A 26,280-nucleotide genomic window follows, 5' to 3' on the forward strand; every position below is an offset into this window, starting at 1 on the left:
ATTTGAACCCACGAGACGGTTCGACACCGCCTACACGATTTCCAATCGTGCTCCTTCGGCCGCTCGGACATCCATCCCTATATTTGAAGTGGATCAAAGTGACCCGCTTTGTTTGCCTTCCAGAATTCATATGTTACCATGCGTTTGTTATAAACGCAAGAACTTTTTTAAAGAAACTTAAAAAGTTCACTGTGACATAACTTTTCTGCTAGGCACAATAGCCATTGTAGCGTGTGGAACATGTACTGTCAACGAAAACTATTGAAAATCTCAACGCTTTTTTCTCAGTCCCTATCCATTGATGTGAAATACGTATTTATCATTACCTGCAAGAAGCAATGTTACTCACGAAATGTCGCGTTTCTTGTCCATAAGGATTTACAAGATATCTCTTCACTATAAGGGGAAAGTCAGATGGTATAATTTTACTGAGAAAATCCTAGCGGTGATACTACATATTCCATGATTCCCAAATAGAAAGGATGAGACAATGATGACCTTGATCCGCCAAGCTACTCTTCAAGACATCCCGGTTGTCTGCAAGATTGATGCAGTGGTGCTCGGTTCAACCAGCCGTTCAACTGAACTACAACTCGCAATCGAGCAAGGGCAATGTTATGTCGCGTTATTCGATCTGGACATCATCGGTTTTGCTATCATCAATCAATCATTTTTTAAGAATAGCTTTATCCACCTACTCATTGTTCACCCTCACTATCAAAAAAGAGGCATCGGTGAGGATATGATGCGCTATCTGGAAACCATCTCTCCAACAGAGAAGCTGTTCACTTCCACTAATCTTTCCAACAAGAGAATGCAGCGTCTCTGTCAAAAGCTCGGATACGCTCACTGCGGAACACTGACTCATCTAGATCCAGCTGATCCTGAAGTGTTTTTCTGCAAGATTATCTGAAGCCCCTATTAAAAAAACAGCCACAGTGGCTGTTTTTTTGTGTCTTCCGCTTTCCTTATGATTGATTGCGCTCATAGATCAAACGAAGACCTTTTAGCGTGAGATTCTGATCCACGATATGAATACAAGAGGTTTCATTCGCAAAGAGAGAGGCCATCCCTCCTGTAGCTACTACTGTAGGTCGCGTACCGTATTCCTCCATGATTCTTCGTACGATGCCCTCGACCTGACCGACAAACCCGTAAAATATGCCTGACTGCATGGCTGCTATCGTATTGCGGCCGACTACGCTGGCAGGCTTTGCTATCTCGATCCGAGGCAGCTTGGCTGCACGAGTAAAGAGTGCCTCCGTCGATATCCCGATACCTGGGGCAATCGCACCGCCCCAATACTGCGCCCGCTCGTCCACATAGCAAAAGGTGGTCGCCGTACCGAAATCGACCACGATCAGCGGCGTACCATAATGATGAATCGCAGCAACAGCGTTCACGATTCGATCCGAGCCTACCTCTCGCGGATACTCGTATTTGATGTTCAGTCCGGTTTTGATACCTGGTCCGACGATGAGTGCTTTTTGTTGCATGTACTTCCCACACATGCGTTCAATCGTGAGGTTCAGAGGCGGTACGACAGACGAGATAATGACGCCTCTCACCTGTTCAAAGCCGAGCCCAACACTGCCAAACAAGCTTTTCACGAGCATGCCGTACTCGTCCTCTGTTTTGTTACGATCCGTGGCCACTCTCCAATGGTGTTGGAGCTCGTCACCCTCATACAAGCCCAAAACAATATTGGAGTTGCCTATGTCGATCACCAATAACATCGAGGTCGCTCCTTATCGCTTCCGCGTATTCAGATCGAGGCTAATATCAAACGCTTTGACAGAATGAGTCAGAGCCCCTACCGAAATGATATCTACGCCCGTTTTAGCTATGTCACCAATCGTCTCCAGACTGACACCACCAGATGCCTCTACAATGGCCCGTCCATCAATAAACTGCACGGCTTCCACCATTTGATCGAGTGACATGTTGTCGAGCATGATCGTATCTGCACCTGCTGCCAATGCTTCCTGAACCTGTTCGAACGTTTCGGCCTCTACCTCCACTGTCATTGTATGAGGAATGACCGCGCGTGCCGCAGCGACAGCCTGGGCTATACCGCCTGCTCCTTTTATATGATTGTCCTTGATCATCACGGCATCATACAGGGCAAAACGGTGATTGTAGCCTCCCCCGACACGAACTGCGTACTTTTCCAAAGCCCGCAGTCCTGGGGTAGTCTTCCGCGTGTCGACAACCCGCGCCTTCGTCCCTGCGACGGCCGCAGCATATTCACTCGTTTTCGTAGCAATCCCAGACAGACGTTGCATCAAATTAAGAGCGAGGCGCTCACCGCTCAAGATCGAACGAACCGAGCCGCTGACTTCGGCAATCTGTTGCCCGACCTCCACTCGTGCCCCTTCTTCTACCTTTGCCACAAAAACGAGCGTAGAATCAACCGTAGCAAATACTTGCTCCGCAATCGGCAAGCCAGCCACGATTCCCGCTTCCTTCGCATATAGAATGCCGATCCCCTGCTCCGATTGGGGAATCGTGCTCATCGTCGTCACGTCACCAAAGCCTACGTCTTCCTGTAGCCATTCCTCTATTTTTCGCTGAAGCTCCCGTTTATTCCACATCATGCTTCTCACACTCCTCTTGGACACCGTCTTCTATGGACTGGATCAAATGCTTGCGCCACACCAAGTCGTCTTTATTCGGAAAATCAGTACGATAATGCCCACCCCTGCTTTCTTCCCGCAAAAGTGCCGCTCTCGTTGTCAGGACGGCAGCATTCAGCAGATTGAAGAATTCAAACGTTTCCACGCTCTCAGGCTCGTACTGATAGTATTGCTCCATTCGCGCAAGCTCCGCTAATGCTTTTGTTAATCCTTTTTCGTCGCGCTTCACACTAACATGCCGCAGCATGAGCTTTTGCATTTTCAATCGTTGTTCACGTGTATTGAACGTTTGGGGCCGTTTATGCTTGGATACAACCTGGAGGGGATGAATACCCGGCAAATCAGCCAGCTGCTTGATCCGCTCTGCTATCCGGTGACCGAATACTACCGCTTCCGACAACGAGTTGCTGGCCAGTCGATTCGCTCCATGTACCCCTGTGCACGATGCCTCTCCACATGCAAAAAGCCGCTTCGTCGAGGTCTCTCCGTTCAAATCAGTCTGGACCCCGCCCATAATGTAATGGCAGGCAGGTGCTACTGGAATCCAGTCTGTCACCATATTGAGCCCGTATTGTAAGCAAAAATTGTAAATCGTCGGAAAACGACGCTTAATAAGCTCCTCCGATTCGTGGGTGATGTCGAGATAGACGAACGTAGACTTCGTCTGTTCCATCTCGGAGACAATCGCCCGGGCGACAATATCTCGCGGCGCCAGCTCTTTTTGCGGGTGGTACTTGTCCATGAAGCGGTCACCATTGCTGTTACGCAAAATGGCACCCTCCCCACGAACCGCTTCCGATATCAAAAAGCGCGGGGCTCCCGGATAGTAAAGCGCAGTCGGATGAAACTGGATAAATTCCACATCTTTAATGCGAGCACCCGCCCGATACGCGATGCCGATCCCATCTGCCGTAGCGATTTGCGGATTGGTCGTATAGCGATAGAGTTGACCCGCTCCTCCTGTAGCCAGCACCGTTGCTTTGGCTTCCAGGAAAAGCAGCTCGCCATCCGGCTTCCGCACGAGGACACCCATGCATTCGCCATCCTGTGTGATGACATCTACAGCAAAATGATATTCCAGGACCTGAATGTTAGGCTGCTCCATCACACGCTTGGACAAAGCGCGGACGATCTCCGCCCCAGTAGCATCTCCGTTCGCATGCAAAATGCGCCGTTTGCTGTGCGCACCTTCCTGCGTCAGCTCGTACCGCCCTTGTTCATCGCGGTCAAATTCCGTTCCATATGCAATCAGTTCATGCAAGCGATCAGGGCCTTCATGTACCAGGACTTCCACAGCGTTATACGAGCAAAGGCCTGCTCCAGCTATTAGCGTATCCTGTCGGTGAAGGGCAGGGGAATCTGATTTGGCTGTTACGGCAGCGATTCCTCCTTGGGCCCAGCGTGTGTTACTATCATCGAGTCCCTTTTTGCTGATCAACACCACCTCCGCATACTCACTCGTTTGCAACGCCGTATACAAGCCAGCAATTCCTGCACCAATAACAGCTACATCTGCCCTCATCCGAGGCAAGGCATGCAAATCAAAGTCCACAATATAACGGGGAATCATGACCGTGTCCCTTCTCTCTTGTAACTGATGATTTTCCACCCATTATAGCAAATACACGCTTGAAGGAGATGCAAAAAAAGAGCGCCCGCAAAAGCGAACACTCCCCTCTATCCGATTAATTCGAATGCGTTACACATTCCTTACATGTGCCATATACCTCAAACTTATGCCCTGTCACTTGGAACTCTTCCGGTACTACGGAAATGATATTCATCGGACATCCGGGCAAAGAAGAAGTCTTTCCACATTCCGTACAGATTACATGGTGATGATGGTGCCCATCTGTCGAACAGGCCAACCGGAATCTGCCTTCCCCGTCCAGCTCTGTCTCTTCCAGAATCCCCAGCTCAACAAAAGTGGAAATGTTGCGATAGACCGTATCAAAGCTGAGTGTCGGATACTGCTCCTTGATTCGCTCCATAATATCTTTGGCAGACAGGTATCGCTTCTCGGCCGCGCAGATTCGAATCATCTCCTCCCGCTTGCCGGTATACTTGAAACCGTGTTCCTTCAATATTTGCAGCGCTTCTTCTACTTTCATCGACAAACACTCCTTCCTTTTGTCATGACCGGATGACCCTTACCGGAGGGCAACACGCAGCTTCTTTATACCCAATACTACCAGCATAATCAGTACAGCCATCAATACAATTGTACCACCAGAAGCCCAATCAAGGAGATAGGCAAAATATAAACCGCTCAACACAGAGATTTCAGCGAACACAATCGAGAAGAAAATCGTTTGGCGAAAGCTTTTCGCAATTTGCAAACTAGCTGCCACCGGAAGTGTGATCAGCGCCGAAATCAGCAGGACACCGACAATCCGCATGGAAGCCGCAATCGTAAGAGCTACGAGCACCATGAACCACAAATTGATCGAACGCCGCGCTACTCCAGAGACGCGAGCGAATTCTTCATCGAAGGAGACTGCGAACAGCTCTTTGTAAATCAACAGGACAGTCCCCAGAACAACGACTGCCACGCCAATCAGCGCATACAAGTCTTCGATGGATACCGTGACGATTTTTCCGAACAAATAGGAATACAAATCGGCATTAAAACCGTCTGCGATACTGATCAGCACCGTAAATAACCCAAGTCCCGCAGACAAAATAATCGGTATCGCCAAATCCTGATATGCTTTGTACACCTTACGCAAACGCTCGATGAACAACGAACCGATTACCGCAAACAACATCCCGAAAAACAGCGGATTGACTGCGGAGAAGAAGGCGACCTTTTTGGAAATGAGCATCCCGGCAGCTACACCTGACAGTGTAACATGTGACAAGCCATCTGCCATCATCGACAAACGACGAACAATAAGAAACGTGCCCAAAATAGGGCAGATCAGACCAATTAAAATCCCTGAAAACAGGGTATACCGCAAAAAGTCATACTGCCACCAATCAGCAAGCATGTGCATACTCCTTCTTTCTTACCTATTTACAAAACTTAGTGATGATGAGACAGCAGTCTGACCGAATCACCGTACATACTTTGCAAGATTTTTTCCTGATTATGCTCAAATTCGTGCGCCGTTCCGTGGAAGTGAATCTTCTTCTGCACACAAGCCACCTTGGTCACCCATTGCGACATGACTCCCACATCGTGACTGACGATCATCATCGTCAATCCGTTCTCTTCCTTCAGCGAACGAAGCAAGCTGTAAAATTGATCGATCGATTCCTGATCGACCCCGACTGTTGGTTCATCGAGGATCAACAGCTCTGGTTCAGCTACGAGGGCTCGCGCTATGAATACGCGCTGTAATTGACCACCTGACAGGTTGCCGATTCGTTGATCCAGCTTCTCTAACAAGCCGACACGCTCGACAGCCGCACGAACACTCTCATGATGCTGTTTGGTCAGTCTGCGAAACAGGCCTACTTTGCCGACCAATCCAGATGACACGACTTCTCTAACTGTCGCCGGAAATCCACCCGCTCCATGCGCGACCTGCTGTGCAACGTATCCGATGCGGTTCCATTCACGGAACTTGGATAGTGGTTGCCCGAATAGCTCGACTGTCCCTTTGTTTGGCGTCAGCAGACCTAAAATGAGCTTCATCAGTGTTGATTTCCCTGACCCGTTCGGACCAACGATACCCACAAAGTCTCCTCGTTCCAGTGTGAATTCAACCTCATCGAGAACCTGTTTCTCTTCATATTGAAAGGAGACGCCTGTGAGCTTAATGACGGGCACCTCTTGTGTATGTGGTTCCATGAAATATCCATCCCTTAAATCGGATTTGTTCTTATTTGCTCCCCTTCATCGTACTACGATTTTGCCCGAACGACAAGCATCCTACCAACGAAAAAATGTCGCCTTCGTTAGCGACATCTTTTCGAGAGAAAGCTTATTGCAATGCAGTCTTTAGTGTATTCATGTTGTCGCGCATGATGGACAAGTAATCACGGCCTGCTTTCACATCTTCTTCTGTTAGACCTTCAAGTGGATTGAGCGTCGCTGTCTTCACGCCGGCTTCCTTCGCAATGACTTCCGCTACCTTCGGGGAAACCAACGTCTCGAAGAACACATAAGAAATGTTGTGTTCTTTCACATGCTCCACCAAGCTTTTCAGCTCAGCTGTGGATGGCTCATCAGAAGGATCGACTCCCGAGATCGATACTTGCTCCAACCCGTAGCGTTTTGCCATATAGCTGAATGCGCTATGAGAAACCATGAATTCTTTCTTCGGTGCTTGCGTAACCATATCTTTGAACTCTTTATCCAGCTGCTCCAAGTCTGTCGCTAGTTGTGTGTAATTTTTTTCGTAATCGGCAGCGTGTGCTTGATCCTTTTGCACGAGCGTATTTTTGACTTTTTCTGCTTGTGCCTTCAGCTGCATCGGATCGAGCCATACATGGGGGTCCAGATCCCCGTGATCATGCCCTGCTTCTTCTGTGTGCCCTTCTCCTTCATGCTCATGATCGACTGCACTGATCAAATCGAGACCTTCCGTCGCATTGACGACCGTTGTCTTGTTTTTGTCGAGGTTGGTTACTGCCTTCTCTACCCACAGCTCCAAGCCGCTGCCGTTATAAGCAAAGATATCCGCTCCGGACAGAGCAACCATGTCTTTTGCGGTTGGCTCATAGTCATGAGGCTCTACGCCAGCAGGAACCAAATTCGTTACCTCTATATGTTCACCGCCGATTCGCTTCGCTACATATTCCAATGGATAAATAGTAGTATATACTTTTGGCTTCGCGGACGCGTCACTGCCAGTTTGCGGAGTGCCAGCCGTTTCGTTGGCTGCCCCACATCCCACCAGTCCTACTGCCGTCATGATGCTTATAGCAGCCATCAGGGCTCTTTTCATCTATGTTTCCTCCTACTCCAATTCAAAATCATTCCGATTTACGTTCTCGTCGTTTTTCATTATAAGGATAGGCGCCCAAAAAGTAAATAGGATTTATTCCGATTTAATCGTCATAAGTGTACATCTTCTTTCATAGCTTCACAATTTCTCCATCTCATTATGATAAAATAACTCGCAGGAGGTATGTCCAAGATGAAACGTAAATCATGGTTAGCCATTACTTTTATCACCGCAGCTCTGCTTACTGCTGGCTGTGGCTCTACTGATCAAGCTGAGCAGGAGCAAAGCAATCACACGCAGCACGCACCTAATGGTGATTTGCAGGAATTGACTGCTTCCGCTGATCAGCTACCGAAATTTTTAGACAACCAAGACCCTGTCATTATCGGATCCTACAAAGTTGCTGCGGCAAATCGTGAGCTGCTCAAATCCATTCCTTGCTATTGTGGTTGCGGTGAAAGTGCTGGACACGGGCACAATGGCAACTGCTTCATCAAAGAAGAAAAGTCTGATGGCTCCATTGTCTGGGATGACCACGGCACTCGCTGCGGCGTATGCATGGAAATCGCCGTTATTTCTGGCAAGATGAAAGAAGAAGGCAAATCTACAAAAGAAATTCGTGACTACATAGACCAAACCTATGGCCAAGGCTACGGAAAACCAACTCCTACCCCAATGCCTTCCTAAACATCTATAACAAGACTTCCCGATGAGGAAGTCTTTCTTTTTTCCCTTTTATGGAATACAATGATACATAGATATTCGAGGTATCGAAATCCGAGGTATAAAGGAGGTAACCATGGCAGTTAACAAAGAGCTGATGAAAGGCAGTACGGTCATTCTCATCCTTACCCTGCTGGAGCAAAAAGCGATGTACGGCTACGAAATGATCAAAACGATGGAGACAAGCTCGAATGGTGTGCTGTCTCTCAAAGAAGGCACCCTCTATCCCATTCTTCATACCCTTGAGTCTAAAGGAAAGGTCGAGGCGTTTTGGAGTGAAGGTGAAGGAGAGCGGAAACGTAAATATTATCAAATCACCCGCGAAGGCAAGAAGCATCTCAAAGAGAAAAAACAGGAGTGGGAATCTTTTCGTACGGCAGTCGATTCCGTGCTAGGAGGACAGCCTACATGAGCGAAAACAAGCGAATTGCGCATTACATAAAAGAGGTTTGCAGCCAGATTAAGAACAAAGAGGTTCATCCAGCGATTACGCTAGAGCTGGAGAATCATTTCGATGAAAAAATCGAGGATTATCGCGAGGCTGGATATGGGGAAGACGAAGCGACTCGGATTGCCATTGCACAAATGGGTGATCCCGTCGATGTAGGGCGGCATCTGCATCAGGCGCATAAGCCGCGGATGGAGTGGGGGATTGTTTCTATCGTCGTGACTCTACTTGGCATCGGGCTGCTTACGTTATATTCACTTTATGTAGCACAAGATCGACGTATTTATTTCGAAAAGCAGCTTATCGGAATTTTCATCGGGACAGTCGCTCTCGTGGGAATACTCTTTTGGGATTACAGTAAATTAAAGCGTTACAGTCGGTTGTTGTATTTCAGTACGTTGATTTTACTAGTATATACACTGCTTGAAGGAATACCTATAAACAGCATCAACTATTTAGATATTGGGCGTTTTCCACTCCATTTTATTGCCATCAGCCCATTCCTGTTCATCGTAGCTCTTGCAGGGATATTCACAGAGTGGAGGGAGAACAGCCGCTTTACACTCGTAAAAGCGATTGCGTACTTCTTCCCCCCTTTCCTGCTTCTCGTGTTAGGCAAATACGAGTTCGCCGTTTTCTTGTATGTCATTGGCTACATCGTACTCGTAATTGCCGCTAAGCCTACAAGGCGTGTTGTCTTGAGCTTCATCGCACTAGTACTCTCGGGTGTCGGAAGTATGTATTACTTCTTCGGGAAGCCATACCAGCTAGAGCGTCTGCTCGCATACCTGAACCCATTCAGCGATCCCGGCGGAAGAGGATATCTAATCATTCAAGCATGGAAAACTCTCGAATCAGCAAGTTTATGGGGACATGGCTTTGGTACCTCTTTCGATACACTTCCCGCTCTTGAGTCCGACTATATTTTTGCCTATATCGTATACAGCTTTGGACTATTAGCAGGGCTAGCCTTTTTCACGCTAGGCTTTGTGTTGATGACTCGTTTGCTCCGTGCCATAAGACGAGTAAAAGACCGCTACGGTTCCATGCTGTTATCCGGCATGGCAGTACTCTTCTTTACTCCGTTTTTCTGGGGTATATTCATGATCCTGGGTCTGGTTCCCCATGCGGCAGTTACCATTCCATTCGTAAGTTATGGAATGGCCGAACAAATTTTGCAGATGGCCTTGATGGGACTCGTCCTGAACATTTACCGACGAAAAGACATTCAGCCCTTAACCAAAGCCTCCTAATAGAAAAAGGGAGTAAAGCCCATAAGCTCTACTCCCTTTTGCATTTTATCAGACTGCCCTTTAAGCAGGCGCTACGGCCAGCATGCGCTCCAAGGAAGCACGTGCCGCGTCAGCAACATCCTCCGGCACAAAAATCTCCGGCTTCATATTCTCCAAGGCCTCGACGCACTTCTTCAGGTTGTTCACCTTCATGTTCGGGCAAACCAGATACTTGGAAGCGAAAATGAACGTTTTGTCCGGGCTGTCCTTCTCCAGCATGTAGCGCGTGCCGTCTTCCGTCCCGATAATAAACTCTTTGTGAGACGATTCACGGCAGTATTTCAAAATTCCGGTCGTGGAACCAACGTAGTCAGCCAGGGATACCACTTCTGGGCGGCACTCCGGATGTACAACCACTACAGCCTCAGGATGCTGCTGCTTCAACGTCATGATGTCCTCTACAGACAATTGATCATGTGTATTACAGTAGCCTTCCCAAATAATCATCTTCTTGTCCGTGAATTGGGATACATAGTGGCCGAGGTTTTTGTCCGGCACCCAAATGATCTCGTCACTGTCGATTGACTCGATCACGCGCTTCGCGTTGGAAGACGTACAGCAGATGTACGTTTCTGCTTTGACATCCGCAGAAGTATTGATGTAAGCCACTACCTTTGCATTTGGATGCTGGGCTTTGAGCTTGCGGAGTCCGTCAACGTTGACCATGTCCGCCATCGGACAGCCAGCCCGTTCATCAGGAATAATGACGGTCTTCTGGGGATTGAGAATTTTTGCACTTTCTCCCATAAAGTGAACCCCACAGAACAGAATCACATCGGCATCCGTTTCCTTCGCTTTTTGCGCCAATCCAAAGGAATCTCCAATGAAATCAGCGACCTCCTGAATCTCGGGACGTTGGTAAAAGTGAGCAAGAATGATGGCATTACGCTCTTTCTTCAACTGCAGCAGTCGTTCACGTAACTCAGCGTTGCGCTGGGCTTTTTTTTCTAACGCTAAAGCGTCCATGGAAAAAATCCCCCTACGGTGGTGTCATAATTTACGGTCATTGTAAGCGTATAACCTCACCTTGTCAACGTGGTACGTCTGAACGAATTTACTCCTCATTGAACAACCATTGCAGTGCTTCCGGGACATATTGCACACCCAAGTCAAACGAGTGGAAGTTGCTCTCATAAATTACCTGTCGAATCGAGTCCTCATGGAAACCATTTTGTAGCAAATATTGATAAACTCTCTTGCTATTCGGTACCATCCATTGCTGACCATTCGTTCGGCCGAAACCCTCGGCGTGGCCCAAATTCATGTAAAGGCGTTGTCCCGTATCATGGATACTGAGCTGCTCGATCCAATCCACGATCCCCGGGAACCAGAATGAGCCGGAAAAGCTGCCCACTCGCCCAAAAACATCGGGATAGCGTAGCCCTGAGTAGACGGAAATGAGTCCCCCAAAGGAAAAGCCCATGATACCTGTATGCTCTCTCGTCGGTAATGTACGGTATTTGCTGTCGATGTACGGCTTCAACTCATTGGCGAGAAAATCCGCATAAACAGAAGCGTTCCCACCAAACTGTTTACCGGACTCCGGTTCAAAAATATTAGGCGAGATAAACGGCGTATACTCATCATTTCGGTCGAATGATTCTATTCCGACAAACAGTAATCCAGGCAGTTGATTGGCAGCCGTTAACTCTCTGATCTTCTGAAGAACATCACTATCCTTCGGGTCAATCAAATCACCGTCATCCTGCACATACACAACCGCGTAACGCTCTTCGCTTTCATAATAGCCCTCAGGCAAATAAATCGTTAGCTTGCGATTTTGAAACAGCTCCACGATTGGTAGCATCGACCCTACCCCCTCCTTTCTTGAAAGCCTTAGTTAGTGGACATATATTCGAGAACTTTGTTTGTCGTATACTTGATTGCCAACGGTCCTTTAGTGCTGATTGATACATCCAACGGAAACACTTGCTTTTCTTTTACGGCTTTTAACGATTGCCAGACCTTGCTTTGATTTAACTCCGCCATCGTTGTATCCATTCTGTCCGCATGATCTACCACGAAAATATAATCTGGATTAAGCACCGTGACACCCTCCAGTGAAATCACATCGCCCTCCAGCTTGTATTGCCCCGGAGAATTCAGACCCAAGCCTGTTTCTTGGTCGTACGCATACGAAACGTCATTGTCATCCAGTACATAAAAGGTGCTTCCGTCACCTGTCGCACGTAAAAACGTAACCGATTTGTCTTTATGCTTGGCCAATTTCTCTCTGGCTTCACCCATTAGCGTCTGCAAATTCGTAATATAGTCTTCGGCCAATGGCTCTTTTCCGATCAGCTTGGCGTATTCGCGAAGCGTCTCCGTCCAGTTCCGATCTTCCGTATTGTTAATCATTGCGACTGGAGAAATGCTACTTAAATCCGCATATACTTCGTTGTGTGTCCCTGAGAATGCGACAATCAAATCTGGATTCAGGTCTGCCATCATTTCCAGATTCGGCGTCCTCACTTCTCCGATATCCTTAACCGATGCGGTACTCGCGTATGGCTTCAGCGTTTCAAAAGTAGTCAGCATGCGATCAGCCAGCGTAGAAGCAATCGGTGGTGTTTCCAACGCAAATAAGTATTCCATCATCCCGAAATGAGTCACGACGATGCGCTTCGGTTCTTTGGGAATCACCACTTCTTTTCCGAGTGCATCTACATACGTTCGCGGCCATTGTTGCTTCGTCTGCTGTGAAGCAGCCTCTGTCGCCGAAGAAGTCTCAACGGGTGTAGCATGCTGTGTTCCACAACTTCCCGTGGTTGTACCTGAACATGCACTAAGTAACAAAGCAAGCCCCAGCACGAGCTTGTACATTTTTCCTTTCACGTCTATTCCCCTATCCTTTTGAGAATGATTTTCAACAACAATCAGATTGTATGTTTCATTCGATAGGGAGACAAGGTCTGATCTTAGCCTTTTCATAGGATATTCTGAGCCTGCACCGATGCGCAGTAGCTGTTCCTTAAATTGCCCTGGGGTCACTCCCGTATGCTTTTTGAAGACTCTGATGAAATAGGAGAAGTCCGTATACCCGACACCTTCCGCCACTTCCTGAAGAGTGGCATCCGTACGAACCAACAAGTCCTTTGCCTTTTCGAGTCTCACACCAATCAAATAATCGATCGGACTATGCCCCGTCTGACGCTTGAACTGCTTCGACAAGTAAGGAATGCTGTAATTCAACGTCTGAGCGATTGCCGCAAGCGTGATTGGCTCCGCAAAGTGGTTATGAATGTATTGCTTCGCAAGGAAAACAAGATCATGTTGGCTGGTCACTTCTTCTTGCTCATCCATCTGATCAAGCAGCTCGCAAACAAACAGATGAAACCATCCTTTTGCCCGCAATTGTCTCAAAGCATCCTCATCCCCGTTGTCCCAAACAGCCCGCAACTGATCCAGCTTGTCCAGCAGTGTGACAGGCTGCTGCGGCACAAAAGAATAGGGAGACAAAAACCAGTTGCGAGATTCAAGAAGATTCGTGATTTCCTGACGGCCTGGCAGCGAAATCATTGCTTTATAGAAAATGAGGTAGGACTCCCATTCGTTATCCGTAACGCTTAGGTTGAGAGTCGATCCTTTGCCCCCGTGAATCACATGAAATGTATGGACCGGGTACATCACATCATTGAGCTGCACAACTGCTCGACCTCGAACCGTAAACAAAAATACGCTGGCCGGGAGCTGATAAGCCGTTATTTTTTCTCCTGGCTGCACGATCTGATGGCGTACATCCATGACTTTCACGGAGGCATGATTCCACAAAATCATAAGCTCTTTGCGCATCATCGTTGCAATCACTCCCCACCTGCCAGTATTGATATCATTATTATAATTGATAATAATTCTCACTAACAACGAAAAAAAAAGCAAAAACCGGCCTATACCGGCGCAGCTTCTGCTTTTTCATTCTCTTACTCACCTTTTTCTCCGAGAACGCGATCTCGAATAAATCTGGCGACGCCTTCCTCATTGTGGTGAGGGGCGATATATTTAGCCACCTGCTTAATTTCGTCAGAAGCGTTTTCCATCGCGACGGAATAACCGGCACCTGTCAGTGCTTCACGATCGTTTTCTGCATCACCAAATGCCATTACATTCTCTGGGGAGATTCCCCATTTCTCACAAAAGTATTGAAGCCCTTCCCATTTGGAAACACCATGTGGAATCACCTCGACATTCTGCTTACCGGAAGAAGTAATCGTCACTTGCTCACTCCAAGGCTTCAGTTGCTCTATTACCCACTCCAGACGCTCCGGGTCCTGATGCCAGATGAAAAACTTGACGATTTCCACTTCCCCAGACTCCACCTTCTCCAGCACCTCTGCCAATGGCTCTACACGAGCAAGCCTATAGTAAGGGAATTTCAAGATCGAGAACCCTTCCACAGACGTGTCCTCACTCATGGTCGCTTCCAATCGTTCACGGTCTTCCTTGATCATCCAGCGATTGCTGTTGGTATCATGAAGCTCATAATAAATCGTTTCTTGCCTCAGTGCATGGATTGCACCGATTACCATCTCAACAGGCAGGAGCCATCGGCGGACGAGTGTGCCGTCTCCCTCGAAAACAACGCCCCCATTACTGCATACATAGCCATCAAAAGGAAAGGAATCGATCGGAATTTGAGCGGAGCCATACATCCTGCCCGTAGACAAAACGAGTTTGCAGCCTTGCTGTTGCAATTGGCGAAGTGCTTCTTTCGTTCCTTCTGTCATCTTTGATTCGTGATTCAGTAAGGTTCCATCCATGTCAAATGCAGCCATGCCTGGTGTAAGCAACATATCCTATCCCTCTCATTCTATTTGGATTTGCCATGAGTCAACATAGTGGAGGAGAAGAAAAAGCACAGTTCTCTCGACTCTGACACGCCAGCATGGGGGATTGACTGTCCGTCTCCACTTCCAAAAGGGGACCGTCGAGCCAAAGCCACCCTACGGGCGGGAGTTTCTCAAGGAAGAAGTGTTCGACAAGCGTGGTCCCCTTTTGGAAGTTCCGACTGGGTAGGCGTTGTCAAGGTCTACGAGCCCTGTGCTTTTTCTTCTCACAAGCTTTATCGGTTCATCGATACTTTTAAAAAGGTAACCTAATACTTTTCGATATTACAAAAAAGGGCACCTGAGGCGCCCCTTATTGTTTCGGTTCTTCGTTTGTTTCTTCTTGCTTTGGTTCTTCTTTTACTTCTTCCAGCTTCGGTTGAATGTTCACGACCACATCTTTGTTTGCATCTGGATCGTTATCCATTTTACCTGTTTCGATCAATTGCTTGATCTGCTCAGCATCGAGAGTCTCTACACGGAGCAGCGTGTTCGCAATCAGATCGAGCTGATCACGGTGCTTCGTCAGCAATTCTGTACATTTTGCGTAGCACTCGTTGATAATATTTTGCATTTCTTGATCGATCTCATACGCAATCTGATCGGAGTAGTTACGCTCATTGCCATAGTCACGGCCCAGGAATACCTGACCTTGACTCTTACCGAATTGCATAGGTCCGAGCTTACTCATACCGTATTCGGTAATCATGCTGCGAGCGATCGCTGTCGCGCGTTGGAAGTCATTATGTGCCCCGGTACTAATATCTCCAAGCACCAATTCCTCCGCGACACGTCCACCCAACAGACCAACGATTTTGTCGAGCAAGTCTGTTTTGGTAGCAAAGAAACGGTCTTCTTTCGGCAGCATCACTGTGTATCCGCCAGCTTGGCCGCGCGGAATGATTGTTACCTTATGTACCATCTCTGCATTTCTCAGGTGGTATCCGATGATTGTATGACCAGCTTCGTGGAAGGCTACCAGACGTCTTTCGTCTTCGCTCACTACGCGAGACTTCTTCGCTGGACCCGCAATTACGCGGTCAATCGCTTCATCCACTTCCGTCATGGTAATTTGCTTTTTGTTTCTGCGTGCAGTCAAGAGAGCCGCTTCGTTCAGCAAGTTCTCCAAATCTGCGCCCGTGAAGCCCGATGTACCACGAGCAATCACGTCCAGCTTCACGTCTTCACCAATCGGCTTGTTACGGGCATGAACCTTGAGCACCGCTTCACGGCCTTTGATATCAGGACGATCTACTGTAATTTGACGGTCAAAACGTCCCGGACGCAAGAGAGCCGGGTCGAGAATGTCAGGTCGGTTCGTCGCTGCGATCATGATGATCCCTTCGTTTCCACCAAAACCGTCCATCTCTACGAGCAACTGGTTGAGAGTTTGCTCGCGCTCGTCGTGGCCGCCGCCGAGTCCAGCTCCGCGTTGACGACCCACAGCATCAATCTCGTCAATAAAGATAATGCAAGGAGCATTTTTCTTCGCATTTTCAAACAGGTCACGTACGCGGGATGCACCCACCCCAACGAACATTTCCACGAAGTCAGAACCGGAGATACTGAAGAACGGTACACCAGCTTCGCCTGCAACAGCGCGAGCGAGCAAGGTTTTACCTGTACCCGGAGGTCCTACGAGCAGTACCCCTTTTGGAATACGAGCGCCAACCGCATTGAATTTACGGTTGTCTTTCAGGAAATCAACGACTTCCTCCAGCTCCGCCTTTTCTTCGTCTGCTCCTGCTACATCGTCAAAGGTAACGCGTTTCTTCTCTTCGTTGTAAAGCTTCGCGCGGCTTTTACCGAAGTTCATTACTCGGCTTCCGCCACCTTGCGCGTTGTTCAGAAGAAAGAAAAACAGGATGAAGATGATGACAAAAGGAATGATAGAAGTCAAGAACGTGAGCCAAATGCTGTTGCCCTCCGCAGGATTGAACGCTACATTATCCACCTTTTGTGCATCGATTTTCTCTTCGACTAGCTTAACAACATCTGAGTCATACAAAGGAACATTGGTAAAAAATTTGTTGCTTTCCTGTCCCGGAATAGCTTTTGCCAACGTACCCTCGACCCTGTAAGTACCATTCTCTGGTCGAAGCGCCAACTCTTTGACGTTGTCAGCTTTTAGCTGTACCCGGAATTCCTGATATGTAAGTTTCCCAACCTTATCAGTACCGGAGAGGATGAAATTCACGATCCCGACCGTGACAAGAAAAATCAGTAGGTAGAACCCGGTATTACGAAAAAAGCGATTCATTCCTTACCTCCTCTCACGAACAGACACTTTTCACATTTTATCATAGAAAGCACGGTCTCCACAACAAACCTACTTCGTGTAGACCTCAGGCTTCAATACACCGATATAAGGCAGGTTACGGTAGTGCTCGGCATAGTCCAAGCCGTATCCCACAACGAATTCGTCTGGAACATCGTAACCCTTATAGTCTGGTGAAATATCCACCTTGCGACGCTCTGGTTTGTTCAAGAGAGTCACCACTTTTACAGAAGCAGCTTCCCGATGGCGCAACAGCTCTACCAAGCGGCTCAGCGTCAGCCCACTGTCCATGATGTCTTCTACAACCAGCACGTGTCTGTTTTGCACAGATGTATCGAGATCCTTCAAGATTTTCACCATGCCAGAGGACTCTGTCCCGCTTCCATAGCTGGAAACAGCCATGAAATCCATTTCGCACGGAATATCCATGTGACGGATCAGATCAGCCATGAAAACGACTGCGCCTTTCAGCACGCAGATGACCAACGGATTTTTATCCTTGTATTCTGCAGCCAGCGTCTTGCCCAATTCTTGAACTTTACCCGCGATATCCTCTTCTGATAGCAAAATCTTCTCGATGTCTTGATTCATGAAAAAACCTCCCGCCAATCTTCTCCAAACTCTACCCGCACGTGTAGAAAACGCCTGGTCTGTCCATTAATAGGCGCTACGGCGGAACGGCGCACGCCTGGTACCAAAATCACCTCATCGCCCGCCGTCAAAAGCGGAAGCTTGTCACGCCAAGCTCGCGGAAATTTGGCATCAATCAATAAATCCTTCAGCTTCTTTCCATCTGCTGAGCCAAATAGGGTGATACGGTCTCCTGGTTTTCGGTTACGCAAATACAGCGATCCTGGCAATCGATCAGCATCAAAGACCGCTTCATTCGCCGGGAGTCGCTCCCAATCCATGGGACCTTCCAGGTAAGTAATATGTACCGTGGCCTTGCTCTCGTCGATCCAGGTCACACCAGGAACGGCGAGCTCGTAACAATACGTATGTATGCGATCCTGTGCCTTCCTACGACGAAATGCGATTCGCTCGTACACCCGGTCGACTACCAGGTCATTCGGCAAATGCAATTCCGCAGAAGGGCGACTTCCCCCTAGCATGTGCAAAACGGTCTCCACATGTTGCGAAGACCATTCGGTATGTTTTGAGAGATAACTTAATATTAGAGTAATCATTCTCCTTTGTAAAGCAACGTCACAAGTTTGAAACTTGTCATTGTCGATTAAAAATGCTTCTGGTTTTTTCTCAATGGTTACCTCATTCAACTGCTCCCGTGCCAGCCTCATTAAAAGCGCTTCGTCCTGACGGATTGCATCGGCAGTAGCCAAGATATGCTCCCGATACTTGTCATTCACTTTTTCCAATAAGGGCATGACATCCAGACGCAGCAGATTGCGCGTATACTTGCGCGATTGGTTGCTGCTATCCTCACGGGGGACGAGTTGATGTTCCCGACAGTAGCCTTCCAGTTCTTGACGCGTTTTATGCAAGAGCGGACGCACGAGCTCAATCGGGCAATCCGCAAGCATTCTTCGCTTCGGCATCCCTGTCAGTCCTTGCAACCTGCTGCCGCGCACAAAACGAAAAAGGATCGTTTCCACCTGATCGTCAGCATGATGGGCCAATGCCAGCTTGGTCGCTCCTTGTGCCATACCTACCTCTCGATACAGCCGATAGCGAATGTCACGACTTGCTTCTTGCCCGCCCAGTCCCGTTTTTTCCATATAAGCGGGAACGTCATACTCAAATAGATGGAAAGCCACGCCGAGTTCACGACTCAGCTCTTCTGCATAGAGCGCGTCCTGCCTTGCTTCTTCCCCGCGGAAGCCGTGGTTCAGATGGATAGCATGCAGCTTCCAATGATACTGGTATTGTTTATTGAGAGAAGCCAATATATGCAACAGGGCGGTAGAATCGTTGCCGCCGGAAATTCCGACGACAATGGTCTCACCTGGAAGCAACAGCCCCTCGGACTCAATCTCGTTGCGCACGCTTGCCAGCATAGCGGGCTCCTTTCCAAATCGTCAGGACCGAAATTCCAAAAATAAGTCCAGAAGCAATCGCGCCTGCCACCATCAATGTCTTGGTCGCCTGAGTAATTCCTCCGACATAATCATTATTCACGAAGGCAAGCATAGCTTTGTAGGCCAACGATCCCGGTACCAGTGGAATGATGCCCGCAACGCTAAAATTCGTAGAGGGAACTCGCAGTATAATAGATAAGAGCTGACTGAGCAAGGAGACAGCAGCTGCCGAAACAAACGTCGACAACAATACATCTGCACCGTAATTTGGAAGAATCGAGTAGACGAGAAAACCGACCATTCCGGCGAAACCACCCGCCACAATTGTTCGAACCGGCACATTGAACAGCACACACCACGCCACTGAGGAGGCGAAGCTAAGCGCCAATCCTTGTAAAAACATCGTACTCACCTCGTAAACGAAAGAATAATGGCTGTGGCTACCGCTACGGAGACAGCTGTCAGCATGGCTTCTACTCCGCGTGAAACACCTGCAACCAAATCACCAGCCATCAAATCCCGAAGCGAGTTGGTGATGGCGATCCCCGGAAACAACGGAAGCATCGCACCAATAATGATGATGCTTAAATGCAGCTGCGGAAAGACCGTCACGCTCAATAATGCGAAAAGCCCACCTAGTAAAGCGGCGGAGAACTCCGTAAAAAACTTCATCCGGACAAACTGTTCTAAATATTCCTGGCTGAGGTTGACAATCAACCCTGCCATCGCGGAAGGAAGCAGACTGCTCCAATCTCCTCCTGCAAGCATAGAAAAGGAGCCGCTGGCCGTAGCGGCTGCTAGATGCTGCAGCCATTTCGGATAGATCTGCTTTTTCTGATCGATCTCACGCAGCGTCCGATAGGCTTGCTCCAAATTAATTTTCCCACCAACGAACTGTCGGGAAACATCGTTCACAAGCGTAATTTTATTGAGGTTGGTCGTACGTTTGGGGGTACGAACCATTCTTGTATGATCCAGACCACTGCAACGAAAGGACAGGATGATACTCGTAGGCGTAGCGGAGCTATTGACGTCATCCATCCCCGCAGCCTTCGCAATCAATGCCATTGTCTCTTCCGTCCGGTAGGTCTCTCCACCGTTTTTCAAAATAATCGAGCCTGCCAACAAGCAAGTATCCATCACCAAATCTGAGGACACGAACCGTCACATCCTTCACATAAACCATGCGTAATACAAAGTGCCAGCCAACAGAAGTAACGAGGCGACAAACAGGCCACTAATGCCCGTTCCTGTGCTTCCTTTTGCCCGTGCTTGCTTTTTCGGCTTTTGTGCTTTGGCAACCATGCTATCTCGCAAGACTGCCAACAGCTGTGCCCGCATTTCTTTCGCGGTCGCAAACTTACCGTGAAACGCCTTCAATAAAGGCTCCCGATAAGGGTATAGGCTGTCACTTTTTCGTATTATATCACAGAGCAATACCGTGTGACGTGGGTCACCAAGGCTGTTTTTCCACGCCTGGGCTCCAACCGTTAGACGCACCATCATCACGGCTGTGGAGAACAGGTCATAGCTTACCTCAGCCCGTCTATCACCTGCATGCCAAAAGGCTCGATCGTACTCTTCTGTAAACTGCCGAACGGCGTTTCCCAGCTTGGTCACTCCACCGAAATCGATCAAGCGTACCTGCTTGTCTCCTTTGGTAACCATCACATTTTGCGGTTTCAAATCACCGAAAATATAGCCATGCTGGTGCAACACATCGAGGCGCGCCAGTAATTGAACCATCATCACGGCCACCCAGTCCGTCCCCTCTTGTTGGATATATTCATCCAATTGCACGCCTTGAAGATACTCCATGGCATAAAACGTACAAGCCTTCCCGTTTACAACGAGATCGTCCACGTCGCACAGGAGCGGTCCCACTCTGGAATCCCGCCCCTGCTGTGTGCTTTTCAACACATTCACTTCCATTAAAATGTCTATGCCTTCCACACCGACCTTAACCGCGCGCTGTACGCCATCTTGGGATACCAAATAGACTGTCCCGTTTGCACCACGCCCCAACTCCCGCAAAACGTGGTACGATTTTCGGTTCCATTTGCCAGTAAAGTGCTTGGGCAGATCGGGTGTGGCCGCTTTAAAAGACATGGTCACGCAGCATTCCGTTCGAGTCATCCTCTTCATCCAGGTCGGTATAACGCTCTTGTAAGGAGCGCGGGAGCTTATCCTGCTCAAACAGAGCGATGGCCTCTACGATGGCAGGTCCAGTAGGGGTGATGCCACTCATCGCCAAATCACTCGTAATTTGATGTGCCTGTGCGACCTTCTCTGTCCACGGAATGCGAATATCGAGATGCTTTTGTTTCCCCGGAAATGAACCGACAGCCATTCTGCTCTGCCCGCTTCGTGAATGTAAGCTGATACTAAAATCGTGAATAGCTTGCTGAACCGCCGACAGCTTCGGTTTCATACTTCCTGAGGTATCTACCAGCATCACGACGTTCAAGCTGCTTTTTTCACCCAGCTCGTCCACCATACCGGCAACCTGCACTCTTTTATCAGGGGCCAGCTCCTCTATTCCGGAATCGCCCAAAATCTCTTTTAATTCTTTATTGACCACCTGATGAATCGTGCGTGTCATCGCTTTTCGCGTCAGCATTTGAACAGTTTGTGCGAGCTGCTGCGGGTACACAATGTCACAGAGTCCGCCACCAGCTTCTGCAATATCCCGGATTTCCTTCTCCCCTTTTTCGCCTAGCTCACTCTTGTCGATCACGCCTATCACATTGACCGTAATCCCTTGCTCCCGAGCCAGAGCCGCAGCCGCAACGGGGCTCATCCCCGAGTTGGAGCAGCCGTCTGTCACTACCAGTATTTGACGAAGTGTCGCTTCTTTCACAATAATCTCCCCATTCGATCTGTTTTGTCAGTCCCAGCTCCGTGTAGCGACCGTTCAATCACTTCACTTCGCAGGGTATTTTTAGCAACAGTATCGACGGGTATTGACGAAAACATACTCCTAACTCACAATCCGTGGACGCTCGAGCTTCTCCATCCCATGCACCGCGATGGCAGCCCACTGTGGTACAAATCGATCAATTCGCGCCACCAACACGGTCATGTCATCAACAATGTGTCCGGAATGCTGGCGAATGACTTTTTCCAACAGTAGATCAGCGACCTCCTGTGGATCATTCGTCTCCAGTTCGCTGATGATTCGCTTCATCCACGCTTGCCTATTCTCAATATGGCGCGGCGCCTCATAGATGCCATCGGACATCATTACGAGCAAATCACCCGGCTTGAGCATACGAGATACGACATCCACCTCGATTTCTTCCAAAATCCCCACAGGCAGGTTGTTGGCGGTAATCGTGATGACATCCTTATTCCTTTTGACAAAGCTCGGTGTGGAGCCGATTTTCACAAAACGGGTATGGGCTGTTTGCAAATCGATCAAAGCCAGGTCCACAGTGGCGAACATTTCTTCCTTGGACCGCAGGGCAAGAACAGAATTCACGGTTTTGATCGATATTTTCTCGTCCATACCGGAACGAAGAAGCTGCTGGAGCATATCGAGGGCGGACTGACTCTCTATGGATGCCCGTTCTCCATTTCCCATTCCATCGCTGATCGCCAGCGCCATTTTTCCATTTCCCAAATCCATCGTGCGGAAGCTGTCACCAGATAGCAGCTTGCCGTCTTTGGCAGCACCTGCGACACCGATATCAATCTCGAACGTTTTCGCGGAAGCCAGGCACATCGTGCATGAACCGTCTTTTTGCGCTTCACAATGCCGCTCGCGAACCACGATGTTTTCTCCCAAAATCTCCGTGAGCATGGGAGCCACGATCTTGGCGCATTCATCTCGTCCATAGCAAGTCGGCTGACTGATTTCGATATCGACCTTCCCTTCCTCCAAGCTGTGTATTTCTACGCGGCGTACAGACAGGCCCAGGCCCTCCAATGCTTGGGAGACCTGCTTTTCCTGAAAGCTCAGCTCCATGCCCTCCCGCTGTATTTCCCGGGCAAAATCACTCATGACACGAGAGACTCCCGATAGCTGATCGGCTACGAGCATCCGGCTTTCCTTGACCTGCTTTTTCAGCTGGTCAAACGATTGCTGGCGGTCATATTCCTGCTCCATCACCGTCATGACCTTTTCGGTTTTGACACACTTGCGCTCCCAATCGCGCGGAGGAGTAACACCGGACAAGGTACCGTTTTCGTACACCTTATCCATCAAAAAGCGCATTCCCTCATACGTAGCTTGCGTATCTTTATCCCAGCATTGTTCTTTTTTCCAGCACTTCTGGCAGGTGAACTCAGATACACGGCTGAGAAACGCATCTGCCTGTTCTTCGATTTCTTCAGGATCGGCAGTCTGTGCAAAGCTATTGGAGAGTTGGGTAAACAGGTCGGAGAATTGCTGAATTTTGCCCGCTGTTACGTCGCGGACCCGGCGCATGTATTCTTGATGGGATTGATGATTCTCGGGAGTTCCAGGTATGAATCTGGCTACTTTTTTCCAAAGCGCAGCTGGAGTAAGAATGAAGAGCACAATCGCTATAGAGGTTTCGATCAAGGAGTAGTAGAGCATCTCTTCTGCTCCACCATAAATGGCGAGAATAGCCGTGCCAATTAACAAGCCCGCGGACACGCCCACTTTGCCGCCTTCCTTCAGCAAGCCTGCTAGAAGACCGGAAAAAGCGAGCAGATTGATCTGTAAAAGAGCACTCACATTAGCCAGACTGAGGATGAGACCAGTGACCACACCTACTGCCGCACCGATCGTGCCACCGCCGACAAAAGCAAAGACGAGCAACAAATAGCGCGAAAGTATGTGCTCCATCGAAATGCCTTCGACCATCCAATCCACAGTACCCGTCATCAGGGAAGCCAGCAAAATGACTAATGAGACAATCTCTTCATTTTTCAGAGGCTCATAAGGCTTCGCCAAATGAATGATCGATAAGGACTGAATGAAGATCAGCGTCAGTACAAAACCAAGAACCGCCTCAACTGCCACCATCACCAGCTCGTAGGTCGTTACTTGATTGGTCAGAACCGCATACAACAGACGACTGATGAAAATCGTACCTACGACCAGCAAGGGCGTCCGTGAAAAATCTTTCTTGCGCATTCGATTCATCAATTTGCAAGCAAACAAGGCAATCACCAGACTCAGTGCCGTTTCCAGCCCGATAGGCACCGACTGGGTGAAGGCACCGATAATCAGTGCTAGAAACGTGACAAACAAACAATCACGACGAATATAAAACATTACAATGAAATACGGTATAGCAAATGGAGTTAGCTCTTCCACGATGAGAGCCCGTCCCAGCAAGAAACCCATGAGGATGGGGAGGACATTCCATTTCTCTACAGCATCTGCGACTTTTTCTCCCCAGGTCTGTGCCGTGGTACCCATTCGATCAGACACTTGCCGCGTCCAAGCTTGACCGGCTTGTGTTACATTTTTGTTTGCAATCATTTCGCTCCACCCCGTTCTTGGTCAATGTGTTTCTCCATTATACGGAGGGGGCATTGTAAAATTTGTCAAAAATCCTAAGAATATTCACAGAATCGTGCGACAAATTCAGTAACGCGAACGGACAAAAAAAACCGACGTTATGGCGGATAACGTCGGCTGACAGGTGATTCGCGCTTTGCGAAACGGGCTTAGGATACTGTATTCGTCAAGACTTCGAAATGACCTTCCTGTTTTTACTGTCAAAATGCGCTTTTCACAAAGAAAGAAAAGTCATAATTTTCCGAACTAAAATGACCGACCGCGGCCGTTCGTTTACGATCGATTTTTTGATAGAAAGCCCAATCTTGCCTTCACAGAGACTGAGGACTTTCACCTTTACCGTGTCCCCGATTTTTATTTTCCTTCAAGCATGCTTCCGACCTCGATCTCCATTACGTGGAAAGCCTCCCTCTCGTTGAAGATCAGCATGTGTACTTAATCCGGAATGATGTAAATGCTCTCGCCCTGTTTGGTAAATAAAATACGTTTTCGAACCAGCTCGGCCAAGTACTCCTGATCGTTAAGCCGGCTTGCCTCATACGTAAGATCCTCTTGTTTTTGCTGCAAGATCACTGATTCTTGTTTCAGTGCTTCCAGCTCTACTTCTTTCTTGGACAACTCACCACTTTGCAAAAATAAGGTATAGCTAGTCCAGACGAAAAAACAAAGGATCACAAAGAAAAAGAGACGCATTCTCCTTCTTTGCCCTTTTCGGTTGATGGAAGAGGTTCTTGTTTCTTTCATCTGTACGCCACCTCGATTCTACTCCCGCTTTCTCTTTGAGTGAAACCAATTCTTCCAATTGGTCCAAATTCCTGTTGTTTTTCCGTACATTTTTTTCCCCAAATGTTGACCCCAACTGGCAAAAGGAGAGGTGACAAAACGTGTCACTTTCCACAAAAAGCCGAGGATCGCGAGCAACACGGAATACAAAAATGTCAGTATCATAATGATCACTCGGAAAAGAAAAAGCACAGGACGTACAAGCAGGGTGTCTATAATGTTCACAACCGTACGGTAAAACCACTGACAGAATTTTATCATGCGATGCAGGAAAAGGATATACTTCTTACTACCTAATAAGAAGTACAACCATGCCCCAAATATCATTCCGAAAAAAATCGGAAACCGAATAATCCCGTCGTTCACTTTCACCAAAATCCAAAAGACAGCGCCCATACTGCCAACCCAAAAAAGGATGTCAAAGAAGAAGACCAACCAGAGTGGCAGCCTGGCCTTGCCCTTAAATACATGGTACGTATCGAATCCCATACCCATAAGGGCACCACACGTCGACATGGCCAATACCGTCTGCAACTGGATGACGATGTTCACTTGAATAACTTGCCGAAGAATCCTCTCGACCGATCCCCGGCCTGCCCTTGCTCCAGATAGGCCATTTCGTGAACAAGGCCCTCGATCGCTACTTCTCCGGTTTCCAGACTCAAATTTTTCATATGCAGGTTTTGGCCTCGTATGGTTAAAAAGCCGCCGTCCGTCTCCAAGAGGAATTCTTCACTGTCGAAGCTTTCGACGTTTTTTACTCCTGAAATCGCTAAACTGCGTCGATTAATCATCACGACTTCGTGACGTGGCCGTCTCGTGTGATCGTTCATGATTACTCCCTCCTCGCATACCCTTCTTGTACTATCGTA

General features: G+C 48.3%; 26 protein-coding genes. 4 read left to right on the top strand and 22 right to left on the bottom strand.

Annotation, left to right across the window (positions count from 1 at the left end; translation table 11 throughout):
- Positions 1–490 precede the first annotated feature (490 nt).
- The gene (locus AB1L17_RS20405; protein ID WP_412847062.1) at positions 491–913 is read left to right on the top strand and encodes a GNAT family N-acetyltransferase; all 423 of its coding nucleotides are present in this window, start codon (positions 491–493) and stop codon (positions 911–913) included.
- 55 nt (positions 914–968) lie between these two features.
- Here the strand turns inward: AB1L17_RS20405 and AB1L17_RS20410 are convergent, their stop codons facing one another.
- The 7 genes from AB1L17_RS20410 to AB1L17_RS20440 form a co-directional block, all read right to left on the bottom strand.
- Positions 969–1,736 carry a type III pantothenate kinase gene (locus tag AB1L17_RS20410; RefSeq protein ID WP_412847061.1) on the bottom strand — a complete coding sequence of 256 codons (768 nt, stop codon included), beginning with the start codon at positions 1,734–1,736 and terminating at the stop codon, positions 969–971.
- 12 nt (positions 1,737–1,748) lie between these two features.
- Positions 1,749–2,597, bottom strand: a complete 849-nt coding sequence (gene nadC / locus AB1L17_RS20415; protein ID WP_412847060.1) for a carboxylating nicotinate-nucleotide diphosphorylase — start codon at positions 2,595–2,597, stop codon at positions 1,749–1,751.
- On the bottom strand, positions 2,584–4,206 hold the full coding sequence (nadB, locus tag AB1L17_RS20420) for an L-aspartate oxidase (protein ID WP_412847059.1): 1,623 nt from the start codon (positions 4,204–4,206) through the stop codon (positions 2,584–2,586). The genes nadC and nadB overlap by 14 nt, the downstream gene beginning before the upstream one ends.
- Before the next feature lie 115 nt (positions 4,207–4,321).
- Complete coding sequence (locus AB1L17_RS20425; protein ID WP_412847058.1) at positions 4,322–4,747, bottom strand: Fur family transcriptional regulator; 426 nt, start codon at positions 4,745–4,747, stop codon at positions 4,322–4,324.
- A gap of 39 nt (positions 4,748–4,786) precedes the next feature.
- Positions 4,787–5,626, bottom strand: coding sequence for a metal ABC transporter permease (locus AB1L17_RS20430; RefSeq protein ID WP_412847057.1), 840 nt, complete (start codon positions 5,624–5,626; stop codon positions 4,787–4,789).
- Positions 5,627–5,661: 35 nt separating this feature from the next.
- Complete coding sequence (locus tag AB1L17_RS20435) at positions 5,662–6,432, bottom strand: metal ABC transporter ATP-binding protein (protein ID WP_412847056.1); 771 nt, start codon at positions 6,430–6,432, stop codon at positions 5,662–5,664.
- A 133-nt stretch (positions 6,433–6,565) separates the two neighbouring features.
- The gene (locus tag AB1L17_RS20440; RefSeq protein WP_412847055.1) at positions 6,566–7,531 is read right to left on the bottom strand and encodes a metal ABC transporter substrate-binding protein; all 966 of its coding nucleotides are present in this window, start codon (positions 7,529–7,531) and stop codon (positions 6,566–6,568) included.
- A 192-nt stretch (positions 7,532–7,723) separates the two neighbouring features.
- Between AB1L17_RS20440 and AB1L17_RS20445 the strand changes: the two genes are divergently transcribed.
- The 3 genes from AB1L17_RS20445 (at position 7,724) to AB1L17_RS20455 (ending at position 9,955) form a co-directional block, all read left to right on the top strand.
- The gene (locus AB1L17_RS20445) at positions 7,724–8,218 is read left to right on the top strand and encodes a PCYCGC domain-containing protein (protein WP_412847054.1); all 495 of its coding nucleotides are present in this window, start codon (positions 7,724–7,726) and stop codon (positions 8,216–8,218) included.
- A gap of 112 nt (positions 8,219–8,330) precedes the next feature.
- Positions 8,331–8,666 carry a PadR family transcriptional regulator gene (locus AB1L17_RS20450; RefSeq protein ID WP_412847053.1) on the top strand — a complete coding sequence of 112 codons (336 nt, stop codon included), beginning with the start codon at positions 8,331–8,333 and terminating at the stop codon, positions 8,664–8,666.
- On the top strand, positions 8,663–9,955 hold the full coding sequence (locus AB1L17_RS20455; protein ID WP_412847052.1) for an FtsW/RodA/SpoVE family cell cycle protein: 1,293 nt from the start codon (positions 8,663–8,665) through the stop codon (positions 9,953–9,955). The genes AB1L17_RS20450 and AB1L17_RS20455 overlap by 4 nt, the downstream gene beginning before the upstream one ends.
- A gap of 60 nt (positions 9,956–10,015) precedes the next feature.
- Here the strand turns inward: AB1L17_RS20455 and nadA are convergent, their stop codons facing one another.
- From nadA to yabP, 15 genes are all read right to left on the bottom strand, one after another.
- Entirely contained in the window at positions 10,016–10,960 is a 945-nt protein-coding gene (gene nadA / locus AB1L17_RS20460; protein ID WP_012683896.1) for a quinolinate synthase NadA, read from the bottom strand.
- 88 nt (positions 10,961–11,048) lie between these two features.
- Positions 11,049–11,801: an alpha/beta hydrolase gene (locus AB1L17_RS20465; RefSeq protein ID WP_412847051.1), complete on the bottom strand. Its 753-nt coding sequence runs from the start codon at positions 11,799–11,801 to the stop codon at positions 11,049–11,051.
- Between the two features lie 29 nt (positions 11,802–11,830).
- A complete protein-coding gene (locus AB1L17_RS20470) occupies positions 11,831–13,789 on the bottom strand; it encodes an AraC family transcriptional regulator (RefSeq protein WP_412847050.1) in 1,959 nt (652 codons plus the stop codon).
- Between the two features lie 125 nt (positions 13,790–13,914).
- Entirely contained in the window at positions 13,915–14,784 is an 870-nt protein-coding gene (locus AB1L17_RS20475; protein ID WP_412847049.1) for an HAD family hydrolase, read from the bottom strand.
- A 346-nt stretch (positions 14,785–15,130) separates the two neighbouring features.
- A complete protein-coding gene (gene ftsH, locus AB1L17_RS20480; RefSeq protein WP_412847048.1) occupies positions 15,131–17,077 on the bottom strand; it encodes an ATP-dependent zinc metalloprotease FtsH in 1,947 nt (648 codons plus the stop codon).
- Positions 17,078–17,146: 69 nt separating this feature from the next.
- Positions 17,147–17,686 (bottom strand): hypoxanthine phosphoribosyltransferase, encoded by a 540-nt coding sequence (gene hpt / locus AB1L17_RS20485; protein ID WP_390305758.1) that lies wholly within the window; start codon positions 17,684–17,686, stop codon positions 17,147–17,149.
- Positions 17,683–19,110, bottom strand: a complete 1,428-nt coding sequence (tilS, locus tag AB1L17_RS20490) for a tRNA lysidine(34) synthetase TilS (RefSeq protein WP_412847047.1) — start codon at positions 19,108–19,110, stop codon at positions 17,683–17,685. The genes hpt and tilS overlap by 4 nt, the downstream gene beginning before the upstream one ends.
- On the bottom strand, positions 19,082–19,534 hold the full coding sequence (locus AB1L17_RS20495) for a threonine/serine exporter family protein (RefSeq protein ID WP_412847046.1): 453 nt from the start codon (positions 19,532–19,534) through the stop codon (positions 19,082–19,084). The genes tilS and AB1L17_RS20495 overlap by 29 nt, the downstream gene beginning before the upstream one ends.
- A gap of 5 nt (positions 19,535–19,539) precedes the next feature.
- Entirely contained in the window at positions 19,540–20,289 is a 750-nt protein-coding gene (locus AB1L17_RS20500; RefSeq protein WP_412847045.1) for a threonine/serine exporter family protein, read from the bottom strand.
- 15 nt (positions 20,290–20,304) lie between these two features.
- Entirely contained in the window at positions 20,305–21,276 is a 972-nt protein-coding gene (locus AB1L17_RS20505) for a serine/threonine protein kinase PrkT (protein ID WP_412847044.1), read from the bottom strand.
- Positions 21,230–21,991: a vWA domain-containing protein gene (locus tag AB1L17_RS20510; RefSeq protein ID WP_412847043.1), complete on the bottom strand. Its 762-nt coding sequence runs from the start codon at positions 21,989–21,991 to the stop codon at positions 21,230–21,232. The genes AB1L17_RS20505 and AB1L17_RS20510 overlap by 47 nt, the downstream gene beginning before the upstream one ends.
- 120 nt (positions 21,992–22,111) lie before the next feature.
- A complete protein-coding gene (gene spoIIE / locus AB1L17_RS20515; protein ID WP_412847042.1) occupies positions 22,112–24,586 on the bottom strand; it encodes a stage II sporulation protein E in 2,475 nt (824 codons plus the stop codon).
- Between the two features lie 474 nt (positions 24,587–25,060).
- Positions 25,061–25,369, bottom strand: a complete 309-nt coding sequence (locus AB1L17_RS20520) for an FtsB family cell division protein (protein ID WP_412847041.1) — start codon at positions 25,367–25,369, stop codon at positions 25,061–25,063.
- 18 nt (positions 25,370–25,387) lie between these two features.
- Complete coding sequence (yabQ, locus tag AB1L17_RS20525; RefSeq protein WP_412847040.1) at positions 25,388–25,960, bottom strand: spore cortex biosynthesis protein YabQ; 573 nt, start codon at positions 25,958–25,960, stop codon at positions 25,388–25,390.
- The gene (gene yabP, locus AB1L17_RS20530; RefSeq protein WP_007726414.1) at positions 25,957–26,241 is read right to left on the bottom strand and encodes a sporulation protein YabP; all 285 of its coding nucleotides are present in this window, start codon (positions 26,239–26,241) and stop codon (positions 25,957–25,959) included. Before yabP ends, yabQ begins: the two co-directional genes overlap by 4 nt.
- Positions 26,242–26,280: the final 39 nt, after the last annotated feature.

Origin of the sequence: Brevibacillus jepli, assembly GCF_047229145.1 — a bacterium.
GTDB lineage: Bacteria > Bacillota > Bacilli > Brevibacillales > Brevibacillaceae > Brevibacillus.

Bases quoted from the DNA above. Each gene is read 5' to 3' on its own strand.
- AB1L17_RS20405 (WP_412847062.1), top strand. From the start codon at position 491: ATGATGACCTTGATCCGCCAAGCTACTCTTCAAGACATCCCGGTTGTC.
- AB1L17_RS20410 (WP_412847061.1), bottom strand. From the start codon at position 1,736: ATGTTATTGGTGATCGACATAGGCAACTCCAATATTGTTTTGGGCTTG.
- nadC (WP_412847060.1), bottom strand. From the start codon at position 2,597: ATGATGTGGAATAAACGGGAGCTTCAGCGAAAAATAGAGGAATGGCTA.
- nadB (WP_412847059.1), bottom strand. From the start codon at position 4,206: ATGATTCCCCGTTATATTGTGGACTTTGATTTGCATGCCTTGCCTCGG.
- AB1L17_RS20425 (WP_412847058.1), bottom strand. From the start codon at position 4,747: ATGAAAGTAGAAGAAGCGCTGCAAATATTGAAGGAACACGGTTTCAAG.
- AB1L17_RS20430 (WP_412847057.1), bottom strand. From the start codon at position 5,626: ATGCTTGCTGATTGGTGGCAGTATGACTTTTTGCGGTATACCCTGTTT.
- AB1L17_RS20435 (WP_412847056.1), bottom strand. From the start codon at position 6,432: ATGGAACCACATACACAAGAGGTGCCCGTCATTAAGCTCACAGGCGTC.
- AB1L17_RS20440 (WP_412847055.1), bottom strand. From the start codon at position 7,531: ATGAAAAGAGCCCTGATGGCTGCTATAAGCATCATGACGGCAGTAGGA.
- AB1L17_RS20445 (WP_412847054.1), top strand. From the start codon at position 7,724: ATGAAACGTAAATCATGGTTAGCCATTACTTTTATCACCGCAGCTCTG.
- AB1L17_RS20450 (WP_412847053.1), top strand. From the start codon at position 8,331: ATGGCAGTTAACAAAGAGCTGATGAAAGGCAGTACGGTCATTCTCATC.
- AB1L17_RS20455 (WP_412847052.1), top strand. From the start codon at position 8,663: ATGAGCGAAAACAAGCGAATTGCGCATTACATAAAAGAGGTTTGCAGC.
- nadA (WP_012683896.1), bottom strand. From the start codon at position 10,960: ATGGACGCTTTAGCGTTAGAAAAAAAAGCCCAGCGCAACGCTGAGTTA.
- AB1L17_RS20465 (WP_412847051.1), bottom strand. From the start codon at position 11,801: ATGCTACCAATCGTGGAGCTGTTTCAAAATCGCAAGCTAACGATTTAT.
- AB1L17_RS20470 (WP_412847050.1), bottom strand. From the start codon at position 13,789: ATGATGCGCAAAGAGCTTATGATTTTGTGGAATCATGCCTCCGTGAAA.
- AB1L17_RS20475 (WP_412847049.1), bottom strand. From the start codon at position 14,784: ATGTTGCTTACACCAGGCATGGCTGCATTTGACATGGATGGAACCTTA.
- ftsH (WP_412847048.1), bottom strand. From the start codon at position 17,077: ATGAATCGCTTTTTTCGTAATACCGGGTTCTACCTACTGATTTTTCTT.
- hpt (WP_390305758.1), bottom strand. From the start codon at position 17,686: ATGAATCAAGACATCGAGAAGATTTTGCTATCAGAAGAGGATATCGCG.
- tilS (WP_412847047.1), bottom strand. From the start codon at position 19,110: ATGCTGGCAAGCGTGCGCAACGAGATTGAGTCCGAGGGGCTGTTGCTT.
- AB1L17_RS20495 (WP_412847046.1), bottom strand. From the start codon at position 19,534: ATGTTTTTACAAGGATTGGCGCTTAGCTTCGCCTCCTCAGTGGCGTGG.
- AB1L17_RS20505 (WP_412847044.1), bottom strand. From the start codon at position 21,276: ATGAAGAGGATGACTCGAACGGAATGCTGCGTGACCATGTCTTTTAAA.
- spoIIE (WP_412847042.1), bottom strand. From the start codon at position 24,586: ATGATTGCAAACAAAAATGTAACACAAGCCGGTCAAGCTTGGACGCGG.
- AB1L17_RS20520 (WP_412847041.1), bottom strand. From the start codon at position 25,369: ATGAAAGAAACAAGAACCTCTTCCATCAACCGAAAAGGGCAAAGAAGG.
- yabP (WP_007726414.1), bottom strand. From the start codon at position 26,241: ATGAACGATCACACGAGACGGCCACGTCACGAAGTCGTGATGATTAAT.